This is a genomic window from Collinsella aerofaciens (genome assembly GCF_015552075.1).
GTDB classification, from domain to species: Bacteria; Actinomycetota; Coriobacteriia; order Coriobacteriales; family Coriobacteriaceae; genus Collinsella; species Collinsella aerofaciens_Y.
Genome location: NZ_JADNDZ010000051.1, coordinates 50686 through 63899, shown reverse-complemented (window position 1 = coordinate 63899; position 13214 = coordinate 50686). Strand labels below are relative to the sequence as shown.

Here is a 13214-nt window from a genome sequence, read left to right as displayed (position 1 = left end):
TCCCTGACACGGAAGAGGTCAGAAGTTCAAATCTTCTAACGCCCACCAAATGTTCGCAGCTCAGAGGCTATGTCCTCTGGGCTGTTTTGTTTTTTGCCACCAAGCGCGCCGCCAAATAAGTCATCAAATATTGATCCAAGGTCCGTACGCGATGGTCTTTGTATCCCGTAGGGGTGCCGGCAGATTGCATGTGTCCTGGCCCATCATGACCGCAACATGTTGGTCAAGCATAATCTTTTGGATTCTTTTGGCGCGAGCAGCTTGGTTTTGGTGCTATTTGGCGGCGGCACGGTTGAGGGGGTTTCAAAACTGCTGTGCAGGTAGTTGGGTTGATAACGTTTTAGCAGTCTGCCAAGAGGCCTTCATTTATAATGCGTCTGCAAATTGACCAATTGCTTTGACCTGCTGAAACACTATATGTTGTGTTTGACCTAAAAAAAGAATACAGGATATAGATGCCTCTTTGTCGTATGATAGATGGCGGACAGAGAACGAGAACCTTATTCGCCCCATTATTTGGATGGATCTTTGAGCCCCTTGATTGGCTGCGAGGATTGTCCGCATGAGGGCCTATGGTTATCGAAAACACAGATTGCGCGACGGCGCCGCAAGACAGGGTAAGCCCTGCCGGGCATCGTTTGGCTCTGAAGCGCAATGAGGCTACGATGCGAAAGAGGCAAGAGGATGAAGATCATCAAGCGCAGCGGCACCGAGGTTACCTTTGACATCGATAAGATCGTCAATGCGATCCGCGCCGCAAACTTGGAGGTCGAGGAAGGCTCTCGCCTTACCGACCGCCAGGTGATCTATGCGGCACAAAACGTCGCCGAGGCATGTGAGAAGGCCGGCCACACCGTATCGGTCGAGGAGATCCAGGATCTGGTCGAGGACGAGATTATGCGTCTCGACTGCTACGAGGTCGCTCGCCACTACATCATCTACCGCTATGTTCAGAGCCTGAAGCGCCAAAAGAACACGACCGATGACAAGATTCTGTCGCTGATTGAGTGCAATAACGAAGAGGTCAAGCAGGAGAACTCCAACAAGAACCCGACCGTCAACTCCGTTCAGCGCGACTACATGGCCGGCGAGATTTCCAAGGACCTGACGCAGCGCGTGCTGCTGCCCCAGGAGATCGTGGATGCCCACAACGAGGGCCTGATTCACTTCCACGATTCGGACTACTTTGCCCAGCACATGCATAACTGTGACCTGGTGAACCTGGAGGATATGCTCCAGAACGGCACCGTTATCTCGGGCACGCTGATCGAGAAGCCGCACAGCTTCTCGACTGCTTGCAATATCGCGACGCAGATTATCGCCCAGGTCGCCTCTTCCCAGTATGGCGGCCAGTCGATTTCGCTGACCCACCTGGCTCCGTTTGTCGAGGTGAGCCGTCAGAAGATTCGCGGCGAGGTTGCCCGCGAGCTCGAGGAGCTTGGCGTCTCTGCGTCTGCCGAGAAGGTCCGTGAGGTCGTTGAGGACCGTCTGCGTGACGAGATCCGTCGCGGCGTCCAGACGATTCAGTATCAGGTCGTGACCCTTATGACCACGAATGGCCAGGCGCCGTTCGTGACGGTCTTTATGTATCTTAACGAGGCCCGTACGCCTCAGGAGAAGCACGACCTTGCCATGATCGTGGAGGAGACGCTTCGCCAGCGCTACGAGGGCGTTAAGAACGAGGCTGGCGTGTGGATTACCCCGGCATTCCCCAAGCTTATCTACGTGCTCGAGGACGATAACGTTCACGAGAATTCCCCGTACTTCTACCTGACCCAGCTGGCTGCCAAGTGCACCGCCAAGCGCATGGTGCCCGACTACATCTCTGAGAAGAAGATGCGTGAGCTCAAGCTGTCTAAGGGTGAGACCGCCGGCAATGGCGATTGCTACACCTGCATGGGTTGCCGCAGCTTCCTGACGCCCGACCGTTCGGGCAACGGCTTTAACAATGTTGCCAACGCGCTGAACTATGACCCGACCAAACCTAAGTACTATGGCCGCTTTAACCAGGGTGTTGTGACCATCAACCTGCCCGATGTCGCACTGAGCTCGCATCAGGACATGGACAAGTTCTGGAAGATCTTCGACGAGCGCCTTGAGCTGTGCCATCGTGCCCTGCTGTGCCGTCATGAGCGCCTGATGGGCACGCTTTCGGATGCCGCACCGATTCTGTGGCAGTACGGCGCCCTGGCGCGCCTTAAGAAGGGCGAGACGATCGACAAACTGCTCGTGGGCGGCTATTCCACCATCAGCCTGGGGTATGCCGGTCTGTATGAGTGCGTCAAGTACATGACGGGCCACAGTCACACCGAGAAGGAAGGCACGCCGTTTGCCATGGCCGTCATGCAGCACATGAACGACAAATGCGCCGAGTGGAAGGCCGAAAGCGATATCGACTTCTCGCTGTACGGCACCCCGCTTGAGTCGACGACCTACAAGTTCGCCAAGTGCCTGCAGCGTCGTTTTGGCATTATTCCGGGTGTGACGGACAAGGGCTACATTACCAACAGCTACCACGTCCATGTGTCCGAGGAGATTGATGCTTTCGATAAGCTCAAGTTTGAGGGCATGTTCCAGCAGCTTTCGCCGGGCGGTGCCATCTCCTACGTCGAGGTTCCTAACATGCAGGACAACCTTAAGGCTGTCATTCGCGTGATGCAGTACATCTACGACAACATCATGTACGCCGAGCTCAACACCAAGAGCGATTACTGCCAGGTGTGCGGCTATGACGGCGAGATCAAGATTGTCGAGGATGACGGCAAGCTGGTGTGGGAGTGCCCCAATTGCGGCAACCGCGATCAGGAGAAGATGAATGTCGCCCGTCGTACGTGCGGCTACATCGGTACTCAATTCTGGAACCAGGGTCGAACCGAGGAGATCCGCGACCGCGTGCTGCATCTCTAATAACCATCCCAAGCTGCCCCGTAGCGAGGCCCCGGACCTTTACTCGCTATTTCGGACAGTCCTGGCTCACGACGGAGGCGCCACTGGCGCCTCCTGTTCGTGCGGAACTCATATCGAGCAAAGGTCCGGGGCCTCGCTACGGGGCAGCCAAGTTGACGTAGTTGAGATGCAGCATGCGGTCTGCTCACTCCTCGAAGTTCTTAGCGGAAATAATTCGAGCTGCAGATACGATTTACTTGCGATGGCGGTTGAGCCGCAACCCAGTTTTTATTAGACCTCGAACCCTATACTCGATGTTCGCTTCGTTCATTGAGTTACCTTTTGCATGAGGCCGGGACATATCGTCCCGCCCGCAGTTTCGCAGGCCGAAGGCCGAGAATGTTTGAGGACGGGACGATATGTCCCGGCCTCCCAGGAGAGTTACCTATGAACTACGCGAACATTAAGTATTTCGACATTGCTGATGGGGAAGGTGTTCGTACTTCTCTGTTTGTGAGTGGGTGCCGTCGTGGGTGCAAGAATTGCTTTAACTCCGTCGCGTGGGACTTTGCCGCGGGTGAACCGTTCGACCGTGCCGTCGAGGACAAGATTATCGAGAGTCTCGACCATCCCTTTATCGATGGTCTGACGATTCTGGGCGGGGAGCCCATGGAACCCGAGAACCAGGCAGGGCTCGTTGAGTTTGTCGAGCGTGTTCGTGCGACTTATCCCGTGGAGTCGGGGAAGACTATTTGGTGCTTTACCGGCGACGTGCTCGAGGAGCTTATGCCGGGCGGTCGTCACCATACCGAGGTGACGGACCGTATCCTTGCCTGCCTCGATATGTTGGTGGACGGCCCGTTCGTTCAAGACCTGTACGATATCTCCTTGCGTTTTAGGGGTTCGAGTAATCAGCGGGTGATCGACATGAACGCCACGCGCACTCGTGCCGCGCGCGAGGGCGTTTCGCTTTGCGACGCTGTGGAACTTTGGCGGGACGATCCGGTCTATTCGACCCATACTATGTAGCTTGTGGCCGATGCCGGAGGGCGTGGTACCATAGCGCGAACGCAAAATTGGAAGAGTGAGGCCTAGATGGTCGATCAGGAAAAAGTTGAGACCGCCATAAAGCTGTTGCTTGAGGGCATAGGCGAGGACCCAACTCGTGAGGGCCTGCTGGAGACGCCGGCACGCGTCGCCCGTATGTATGGCGAGATTGCCGGCGGCATGGACCAGAGCGCTGAGGAGCACCTGTCCAAAACTTTTGCCGTCGCTTCGAACGATTTAGTTATCGAGCGCGACATCACGTTTTACTCGCTGTGCGAGCACCATCTGCTGCCGTTTTATGGCAAGGCTGCGATCGGCTATATCCCTAACGGCCGCGTGGCGGGTCTGTCTAAGCTTGCTCGCACGGTTGAGGTCTATGCCCGTCGTCTGCAGCTGCAGGAGCAGCTGTGTACACAGGTTGCCGATGCCCTCATGGAATATCTTGCCCCCCAAGGGGCAATCGTGCTGATGGAAGCCGAGCATATGTGCATGACCATGCGCGGCGTGCAAAAGCCCGGTACCAAGACCGTAACGCTTGCTCGTCGCGGTGTCTTTGAGACCGATCCGTCGCTCGAGGAGCGATTCTTTAGGATGCTGGGCCGCTAACCATGAGAGTCGTCAACGACTTTGCATCGAAGACCGATGAAGGAACGTCGCGTCGCGGCTTTATGGCTTCGGGCCTGACTCCCTTTGGTGCCATGCCTCGCATTGATTACATCTGTGCCAACGGACTGTTCCGGCAGCATCTGGGAAACATTGCGCAGTTGGAATCGGGGCGCATCTTTTGCCGCCACGGTATCGACCATCTGCTGGATGTCGCCCGTATTATGTGGATCAAGAATCTCGAGGAAGAGCTCAAATTTGACCGCGAGGTCATCTATGCCACGGCACTTCTTCACGATATCGGCAAAGATGAACAGTATGAATCGGGTATATCCCATGATGTTGCAAGCGAACGCGTCGCCGATGCGATTCTCGGCGGCATGCCCGAAGACGTGGCGTTTGAGCCGGCAGATGCCGCAGCCATTAAGACGGCCATTCTGGGCCATCGAAAGCTGCGCGTGAACAGCCAGCCGCTTGAGCGTCTGCTCTATGCAGCCGACAAAGCGTCGCGCGCCTGCTTTGCATGCCCTGCGCGCAATGCCTGCAACTGGAGCGATGATAAAAAGAACCTGTCGATTCGCGTGTAGTCGGTATGCGCGGTCGGGGTTCTGAACGAAGGAGACGATCGCGATGACTAACAAAAAGCTGCCCGAGAATGCAACCAAGACCGAGGGTGCCGAGCTTGCCCGTCGTGGCAGGGGCGAGATTTCCGCCGCAACGGCGGTGCCCCATGTGAGCTATGACGACCTGCGCCATGCCGACCGCATTACTATCGATGGTCTCGAGGTCTTTGCCAACCACGGCGTGTATCCCGAGGAAAACGCCCTGGGGCAGAAGTTTGTCGTGTCCTTGGTGCTCTATGCCGACCTGCGCGCGGCGGGGGAGCACGATAACCTGGATGCCTCTATTGATTACGGCTCGGTGTGCCACGATGTCGATGGCTATCTGCGCGAGCATACGTTTAAGCTCATCGAGGCTGCAGCCGAGGGTGTGGCCCAGATGCTGCTACGTCGTTATCCCTTGCTGCTTGGCGTGCGTGTTAAGCTCGATAAGCCTTGGGCGCCCGTCGGTCTTCCCCTGGCAAGCTGTGGCGTCGAGATTGAGCGCGTGCGCTAGCTGACGCTAAAGCTCGTTGGCGGGCGGTTTTTTGAGTCGCTGCGACAGAGCTCTATTGTTGGGGCAGTACGTGTCGAGCAGGGCGTGAAACCGCTGATTGTGGCTTGGCTCGAGCAAGTGGACGAGCTCGTGGGCGACAACCATGTCGAGGCATTCGACGGGGTAGCCGGCAAGTTCTCGTGCGATGCGAATGGCGCCGGATTTGGGCGTGCACGAGCCCCAACGCGTTTTCATGCTGCGTACGGAAACGCGGGAAACGGAGACGCCCATTGCGATTTCGTACGCGTGCAAAATATCGCGCAGCGCCGATGTGACCTCGGACGTATAGAGCTGGTCGATGTGGGCTTGGAGCTCGTCGGACGTTAGACCGTCGAGGATTGCGAGCCGCTTGGCCTGTGGGCGTTCGTTCGACTTGTCGGCACCCATAAAACTTGCGAAGGTGGCCTGTTTGGGTCGCGGTGCGGGTGATACAAAGTTGTGATCGAGTGCGTCCTGTACCGTGATGGGCTTGCCCCAAAGCGCAATGATGGACGAGGGGCTGAGCGGCTCCTGTGCCGTCGTCTGACGTTGCTCGCGCTGGGCAAGTCGGCTGATAATCCAGGCGCTGTTGCGCTTCACAAACGCTTCGATACGCTCGCGGCTGGCGCCGAGCGGTGCGCTGGCGTGGACCTCACCGCTCGATGTGACGCGTAGGTTGAAGTTCTTGACGCGCTTTTTGGTAACGACGACGGGGATGGGCATCCCATCCGGTCGGGATATGGAAATCGTAAACTGCTGCGTCAAAAGCGGTCCTTCAGATTGGGGACGGGCCGGCATTTCGACCGTTCGGTATGCCGGCCCGCTCAAGGAATGTGAAATTAATAACGCTCGAAGAAGGCAAGGGCGTTATCGCTGCAGAGCTTCTGCATCACGGTCTTGCCAAAGTGCTTGGAGAGCATGTTCTGGAATTCGGGCATCTTGCTGGCATCGGAGAGGAAAGCGGGCACCTTGGCGCCGTCCCAGTCGCCGCCGAGTGCGATGACGTCCTCGCCGCCCAGGTCGAGCCAGTGCTCGATATGTGCCGCTAGCTGGTCGAAGGTGACGTCTGCGGTGGTCTTGTCGGTCGCATCGTTGGATAGGAACTCGCTGCAGTAGTTGAGGCCGACGATGCCGCCCATGTCGCGAATGGTGCGGAACTGGTCGTCGGTGAGGTTGCGCTTGACGCCGCAAACCGCACGGGAGTTGGAGTGGCTGGCGACGAAGGGGCGCGTGGCGTGGGCGACAACCTCGTCAAAGCACTCATCGTTGAGGTGGGAGACGTCGAGTATCATGCCGGCGTGCTCCATCTGCGTAAGTGCCTCGATGCCGGCGGCGGTGAGGCCGGCGTGGGTGTCGTGGCCGCTCGCGAGCGGTCCCTGCGCGTTCCAGCTGAGTGACGACATAAGCACGCCCAAGCTCTTGAGCACCTCGATCAGCGCGGGGTCCTCGGCAAAGAACGTGGCGTTTTCGATGGTGTGGATGCAGGCGACCTTGCCGTCTTTGAGCGCAGGGCGAATATCAGCGGCGCTGCGCACGTTGACCATGCGGTCGTGGTTGAGCATTGCCTGGCCGCTCATATGCGCCATGATCTGCGCCTGGAAGCGCGCGGCGTGGGCGGTGGGAATCTCGTCGGGGACAAACGTAGCGAAGCACTGCGCCCACGGCGTGTTGCCGATCTTTGCGAGCGAGATGGCGCAGGCGTTGCCCTCGATAAGGTCGAAATCCTGCGGATGCGTTTCGTCGCCGGGGAAATAACCGTCGGTGCCGGCGGTAAAGCGCAGGTCAAGATCGAGTGTGGCCCAGCCGATACGGCCGGCGGTGTCGCAGTGTAGGTCAAATACGGGATATGCCATGGTTCCTCCGGTTGCAGCGTTTCTTTGCAAACTGTCAATGAATTGTATGACTAGGGTATAGTTAGCGCCATATGTTCACGGCGGCCCGCGTTGTGCGCCGCCCTTATCACGGAGGTTACCATGTCCAACCAGGGCAAGAAGGTCAAGACCCATTATCGTGGCACGCTCGATGACGGCACGCAGTTCGATAGCTCCTACGATCGCGGTGAGCCGCTGGAGTTCACCTGCGGTGCCGGTCAGATGATCAAGGGCTTCGACGCCGCCGTTATCGATATGCAGGTGGGCGAGAAGAAGTCCGTGCACATTCCTGCTGCCGATGCCTACGGCGAGCACAACCCCGAGATGGTCCTGACCTTCCCGGCCGAGCAGGTTCCCAACATCGAGCAGATCGAGAAGGGCATGAAGCTCTTCCTGTCCACGCCGAGCGGCATGCCTGTCCCCGCTGTCGTCATCGATGTGACGTCCGAGGCCGTGACGCTCGATGCCAACCACGAGCTTGCCGGCAAGGATCTCAACTTTGATATCGAGCTCGTTGAGGTCGAGGACTAGTTGATGTCCGTGGACCTGGTAGCTACGGAGCGCTTGGGAAATCTCAACGACCCGTCCTATGAACTCCTGCTTCGTCGGGAGCTGGGTGGCGTCTTTGAGGTTGACGAGCTGCTACTCGATTGGGACCAGGCTGATGCGCGCCTGTTTGTGGGCGTGACGGAGCTGGGGCGCACGGTGAATGCCCGGCTGGATGCCACTGATGGCGAGCGTCTTGCCGACGGTGACGTGCTCGCTGTCGACCGCACGGGCACGGTGCCCGTAGCGGTTGTCGTACGCCTGCGCAGCGCCGAGGTCTATTTGGTCGAAGTCGACCGCATGGATCCGATTGTGCTCGCACATGCGTGCTGGGAGATCGGCAACATGCATGCGCCGCTCTTCCGGGGTGACTCGGACGAGCATACCGTGCGCATGTATACGCCGGTGCAACCGGTTTTGGGTCGTATGCTCCGGGGCATTGGGGGCGTTCGGCTCTCGGTGGTCGCACGCGAGCTCGATGCCAGTCGACGCTTTGCATCGAGCGCGGCGGATGTTGTTGTGAGTATGGCTTCAGACTTTACGATCGTAAAAAAGACGCGCGGCTAAGCGCGCGTATGCGCAAGACGGGCTTTGAGGGATTGCCATTCAAAGTCCGTCTTGCTGTTGATGAGAGGCTTTGGGGGAAGCATATGGGTCTTGAGGGAATCAAGCTGATCGCCTGCGATTTGGATGGCACGTTGCTGCATCCGGGGGAGCGTGAGCCGCGTCCCGCGGCCTTTGAGCTCATTAATGAGCTGCATCGTCGCGGTATTGTGTTTATGCCGGCGAGCGGCCGTCAATATGCGAGCTTGCGCTATCTGTTTGCCCCGGTGGCCGATGAGCTCGCCTATGTATGCGAAAACGGAGCCCTGGTGATGAGCGAGGGGCATGCCGTTGTCAAGCGTTCCATGGAGCGTAGCCTTGCTATGGATATCGCGAATGCCGTGGTCGCCTATCCCCATGCCGACGTAACCCTTTCGTGTGAGGGGCGCCTCTACACCATGAGCGGCAACGATGCGTTCGTCGATCATTTGCGCTATGAGGTCCACTGCGATGTGGCGGTGGTCGACCGCCCCGAGGACATCGACGAGGACGTCATTAAGATTGCCTTCCAGACGCCCGAGGTGGATCAGCTGGCGGCCCTGGAGTATTTCGAGCGCCTCTTTAGCGACCGTGTTGACGTGATGACGTCGGGAACCGAATGGACGGACTTTATCGGTTTCGGTTCGGGCAAGGGCTCCGCGCTTGCCGATTACGGTCGTGCCCTGGGTATTTCGCCCGATGAGATGATGGCGTTTGGCGATAACGAAAACGATCACGACATGCTTAACGTGGTGGGCCATCCCTATCTGATGGAGAGCTGCAATCCCAGCATGCGCGGTGTCAATGACCGTGTCCGCTACGTGCGCACGGTCGAAGAAGAGTTGCGTCGTCTACTTGCTGAGTAGGCATGTCCCAAAATCTACCTACAGTTGGGGCAGAGGCCCTCGAAGATGGTGTAGTGCGACGTGACGTTCCAGCCGATTTGCTCGGACGCCTTTGCGTCGAGCTGGGCGTCGAAGGGGAGCGGCACATCGATGACGCGGCTGCACGAGGTGCAGATGATATGCGCATGCGGCTCGATCGTGCGATCGAAGCGGCTGCCGCCCGGCGTCTTGATTGAGAGGATCTCGCCGGCGTCGGCCAAGAGATTGAGGTTGCGGTAGACCGTACCGCGGCTGATTTTGTCATCCTGCGCGCGCACGACGTTGTAGATTTCGTCAGCGGTGGGATGGTTATAGCTTTGGCGCACGGCGTCAAGAACCAGCTTTCGCTGCCTGGTATTCCTTCTTTGCACCGCCATGCGCCTCGCCTCTTTTCTATTAACGGTCGTAGGTAAATGATACCTTATTTAGCACACAATACTAATAATGAGGACTGAAGCCGTCTTCATTGGTAAGTGGGGCTCGGACCTGGGCGTCTACGAGGCGAAAACGCGTTCCCATGCGCTCGTAGGAGGCATGAAGCGCCTCGAGATGAGATAGGATGTTTGCCGGAGCTCCCTGTATCTCCATCTCGACTGAGCCGTCTTCCATGTTACGCACCCAGCCGGTGAGTGCGCGTGCCTGCGCGAGGTTGGTGTTGGTAAAGCGAAAACCAACGCCTTGGACTTGCCCCGCCCAGCGCAGGAAATAGCGCAGGGGAGTGTCTTGAGTGGCCTCGTCGCTTGCGAGTACGGTAAGCCTGCGGCGCAGCTCGAACTCGACGTTTGATGGTTTTTGAGGCTCTCGACTGCCGCCGGTGACGCTGGAGAAGAACGTATCGAAGAGGCCCATCGCTATGCCTGCTTGACTGAATCGGCGGGGAAGGTAATGCCGGCCTGCTGACGCACGGCATCCATGATGCGCAGCGAGACGAGCGTGACATCGCGGTAGTGGCCGAGATCATGGCGTCCCGCCGGGGTCTCCCAGATCTCTTCCTTAACGTTATCGATGCCTCCGATGGCGGTGATAAAGTCTGCGAGTTCGTATTCCATGGTGTTGCTTGACTTGGGAAGGTCGAGCGCGCGGCCGTTGTCGTCCTGTTCGCGCGGCGCCTCGGTCGCCGAGCCGCGTACGACGTCGCCGCGATAGTCGATGCGGACGTTGCGGGGCGTGGACAGATGGTCGATCTGGATAGTGCCACGCTCGCCTTCGATCTGCGAGGGCAGCAGGTCATTCGTAATTTTGGAGTGCGCGAGCTCGACGGAGATACGGCCACCGCCATAGCTGGCGAGAATGGAACCGCAACCGTCGATGGGGCCATGGGTGAGCTCTTGCGTTGAGGGGTCGAGCAGCGTGGCCATGCTGGTGAGACCGGAGGGCATGCCGAAGATCTCGACCATGGGCTCGACGGTATAGACGCCGATGTCCATGAGGGAACCCGAGGCCATGTGGCAGTCGAAGATATTGGTGGCGCGTCCAGCGAGGATTTCGTTGTAGCGTGAGGAATACTTGCCAAAGCGCAGCGAGGCGCGGCGAATGGGCGCAATTTCGCCCAGAGCGTCCTCAACGACGTGGAAAGCGGGGTCATGGAGCGGGCGCATGGCCTCGAGAGCCACGACGCCTGCTGCCTCGGCAGCGCGAAAGACCTCGAGTGCCTGCGCCTCGGTGGCGCAGAAGGGCTTCTCGACGATAACGTGCTTGCCGCCGGCGATGCAGGCGAGCGCCTGCTCGTAGTGGAGCGCATTGGGGCTGCCGATATAGACGGCGTCGACGTCGTCGGCGGACGCAAGCTCGTCAAGCGCGGTGAAGTTGCGTTCGCCGCTGTGTTCGGCGGTAAAGGCGGCGCCGCGATCTGCATCGCGCGAGAGCGTGCCTACGAATGTAGTCTGGTCGTTGGCGTTGACGACCTGGATAAAGTCGTCGGTAATCATGGATGTGCCGATGGTCGCTATACGCAGCATGTGTCCCCCTCGTGCCGTTCGGTTTACAGGATGAGTGTAGCGCGAGGGGGCAGGAAATAGCGTGCGAAAACGCCGCTACAGGTCGCTTTCGCTAAAGCCGGTGTCGATATCGAGATTGGCTCCGTCGGCCGCGGTGGTGGCGAGTTCGTCGCAGCGCTCATTGAGCTCGTGGCCGGCATGCCCCTTAACCCAGATGAATTCCACCTTATGCTTACTCTTTGCGGCAAGCAGGCGCTCCCATAGGTCGCGGTTTTTGACGGGCTGCTTGTTGGCGGTTTTCCATCCGCGCTTTTTCCAGCCGTCGATCCAGTGCTTGTTAAAGGCGTTGACGACGTATTGCGAATCGGAATGGACCTCGACCTCGCAGGGGCGGTTGAGTGCCTCGAGCGCCACGATGACCGCCATGAGCTCCATGCGGTTGTTGGTGGTCTTGGCGTAGCCGCGCGAAAGCTCGGAGGTGAAGGTCTTGCCGGCGGGGTTGGTGTATTTGAGTACGGCGCCGTAGCCGCCGCGTCCCGGATTTGATCGGGCAGAGCCGTCGGTATAGATGATGACCTTCACGGGCTTCCTTTCGTTGGGTACGTTTCGTGTGAGTGACCATTGTAGCGCCATGCCCGCCGCGGGCTAGCAATCTACGATTTCTACCCCGTCTTCCGACAGCTGGTCGGCATGGATGATGCGGTTGAGCTCGTCGAGGTATTGCCGCAAGAGAGGAGAGGGCTTGCGCTCGTCGTGCATGATATATCCTACGTGCATCGTTGGGGCGTCTGCTAACGGGATCGATGCCATACCCCACTGCATTTCATTGGAAAGGACACCGGTCGACAGGGTGTAACCGTTCGACGTGATAAGTAAGTTAGTAAGTGTTCCGCGGTCCGAGATTCGTATGTTGCGGTCGCAAGGGATATAGCTAAAAGGTTCCTCGGCGTAATAGAAGGAGTTCGAGGTTCCCTGCTCAAAGCTGTAGCGCGTATAGGGTGTAAGGTCGGCAAGGGACAGCTGCGGGCGGCGTGCGAGCGGGTGGCGCTCGCTAACGAAGACGTGGACCGTCGCGTCGAAGAGGGGATGGAAGCTTGCGCGGGCATCGGCGAAGGCCTTCTGCAGAACCCGGGCGTTAAAGTCATCCAGATACAGAATGCCGATATCGCTGCGAAATGCGCGGACGTCATCGATGATCTGCGATGTGGTGGTCTCGCGCATGATGAACTCGAACTTGCTGTCGCGGCAGCGCTCGACTACGTTGACAAAGGCCTCGACCGAAAAGGCGTAGTGCTGGGCGGAAATGGCGAGGCGGGCTTGCGGGGTACCGCCGTCCTCGTAGCGGGCCTCAAGCATGTCGGCCTGCTCTACGACCTGGCGTGCATAACCCAAAAGCTCGGTGCCGTCGTTGGTGAGTGCAACACCGCGGCTAGAGCGCGTAAAGATTTCGATATGAAGTTCCTGTTCCAGGCTTTTGACGGCGTTGGAGATATTGGACTGTGCGGTATAGAGGCGCTGAGCTGCGGCGTTGATCGAACCGGACTCTGCCACGGCGATCAAAAAGCGAAGCTGCTGGAGGGTCATCGGCGCCCGTCCTTTCGATAGTTATCTATAAAACAGATAACAAGTTAGCGCTTTTAAGTGATTGACCGAGCGAAACAATGCCCGTACTATTCAAAACACACAAAGGCGGTAGGTAATTAAACCGACCACGGAACCGGGAT

Annotated in this window: 15 protein-coding genes; 8 read left to right on the top strand and 7 right to left on the bottom strand. The window is 58.3% G+C overall.

Annotated elements, in window-relative coordinates:
• Positions 1-684: 684 nt before the first annotated feature.
• The 5 genes from nrdD to folB all read left to right on the top strand — a co-directional run bounded on the left by nrdD (position 685) and on the right by folB (position 5652).
• A complete protein-coding gene (gene nrdD / locus I2D41_RS03300; RefSeq protein ID WP_118081896.1) occupies positions 685-2907 on the top strand; it encodes an anaerobic ribonucleoside-triphosphate reductase in 2223 nt (740 codons plus the stop codon).
• Positions 2908-3333: 426 nt separating this feature from the next.
• On the top strand, positions 3334-3915 hold the full coding sequence (gene nrdG, locus I2D41_RS03295; RefSeq protein ID WP_040358414.1) for an anaerobic ribonucleoside-triphosphate reductase activating protein: 582 nt from the start codon (positions 3334-3336) through the stop codon (positions 3913-3915).
• A 66-nt stretch (positions 3916-3981) separates the two neighbouring features.
• On the top strand, positions 3982-4539 hold the full coding sequence (folE, locus tag I2D41_RS03290; protein ID WP_006234408.1) for a GTP cyclohydrolase I FolE: 558 nt from the start codon (positions 3982-3984) through the stop codon (positions 4537-4539).
• Between the two features lie 2 nt (positions 4540-4541).
• Positions 4542-5123 carry an HD domain-containing protein gene (locus tag I2D41_RS03285; RefSeq protein WP_195363534.1) on the top strand — a complete coding sequence of 194 codons (582 nt, stop codon included), beginning with the start codon at positions 4542-4544 and terminating at the stop codon, positions 5121-5123.
• Between the two features lie 43 nt (positions 5124-5166).
• Positions 5167-5652 carry a dihydroneopterin aldolase gene (folB, locus tag I2D41_RS03280; RefSeq protein WP_006234406.1) on the top strand — a complete coding sequence of 162 codons (486 nt, stop codon included), beginning with the start codon at positions 5167-5169 and terminating at the stop codon, positions 5650-5652.
• Between the two features lie 6 nt (positions 5653-5658).
• Here folB and I2D41_RS03275 read toward each other — a convergent pair whose 3' ends face one another.
• Both I2D41_RS03275 and I2D41_RS03270 read right to left on the bottom strand, forming a co-directional pair.
• The gene (locus tag I2D41_RS03275) at positions 5659-6435 is read right to left on the bottom strand and encodes a M48 family metallopeptidase (protein WP_195363533.1); all 777 of its coding nucleotides are present in this window, start codon (positions 6433-6435) and stop codon (positions 5659-5661) included.
• A gap of 74 nt (positions 6436-6509) precedes the next feature.
• Positions 6510-7523 (bottom strand): dipeptidase, encoded by a 1014-nt coding sequence (locus tag I2D41_RS03270; protein ID WP_195363532.1) that lies wholly within the window; start codon positions 7521-7523, stop codon positions 6510-6512.
• Positions 7524-7643: 120 nt separating this feature from the next.
• Here I2D41_RS03270 and I2D41_RS03265 point away from each other — a divergent pair, with 120 nt between their 5' ends.
• From I2D41_RS03265 to I2D41_RS03255, 3 genes are all read left to right on the top strand, one after another.
• Entirely contained in the window at positions 7644-8072 is a 429-nt protein-coding gene (locus I2D41_RS03265) for an FKBP-type peptidyl-prolyl cis-trans isomerase (RefSeq protein ID WP_006234403.1), read from the top strand.
• 3 nt (positions 8073-8075) lie between these two features.
• Positions 8076-8654, top strand: coding sequence for an urease accessory protein UreE (locus I2D41_RS03260; protein WP_006234402.1), 579 nt, complete (start codon positions 8076-8078; stop codon positions 8652-8654).
• A gap of 83 nt (positions 8655-8737) precedes the next feature.
• Entirely contained in the window at positions 8738-9535 is a 798-nt protein-coding gene (locus I2D41_RS03255; RefSeq protein WP_195363531.1) for an HAD-IIB family hydrolase, read from the top strand.
• A 14-nt stretch (positions 9536-9549) separates the two neighbouring features.
• Here I2D41_RS03255 and I2D41_RS03250 read toward each other — a convergent pair whose 3' ends face one another.
• From I2D41_RS03250 to I2D41_RS03230, 5 genes are all read right to left on the bottom strand, one after another.
• Positions 9550-9930, bottom strand: a complete 381-nt coding sequence (locus I2D41_RS03250) for a Fur family transcriptional regulator (RefSeq protein WP_195363530.1) — start codon at positions 9928-9930, stop codon at positions 9550-9552.
• Between the two features lie 61 nt (positions 9931-9991).
• The gene (locus I2D41_RS03245) at positions 9992-10402 is read right to left on the bottom strand and encodes an acylphosphatase (RefSeq protein WP_195363529.1); all 411 of its coding nucleotides are present in this window, start codon (positions 10400-10402) and stop codon (positions 9992-9994) included.
• Positions 10403-10404: 2 nt separating this feature from the next.
• The gene (locus tag I2D41_RS03240; RefSeq protein ID WP_195363528.1) at positions 10405-11511 is read right to left on the bottom strand and encodes a Gfo/Idh/MocA family protein; all 1107 of its coding nucleotides are present in this window, start codon (positions 11509-11511) and stop codon (positions 10405-10407) included.
• 75 nt (positions 11512-11586) lie between these two features.
• Positions 11587-12123, bottom strand: a complete 537-nt coding sequence (rnhA, locus tag I2D41_RS03235) for a ribonuclease HI (RefSeq protein ID WP_195363527.1) — start codon at positions 12121-12123, stop codon at positions 11587-11589.
• 12 nt (positions 12124-12135) lie between these two features.
• Positions 12136-13074 carry a LysR family transcriptional regulator gene (locus I2D41_RS03230; protein ID WP_195363526.1) on the bottom strand — a complete coding sequence of 313 codons (939 nt, stop codon included), beginning with the start codon at positions 13072-13074 and terminating at the stop codon, positions 12136-12138.
• Positions 13075-13214 lie beyond the last annotated feature (140 nt).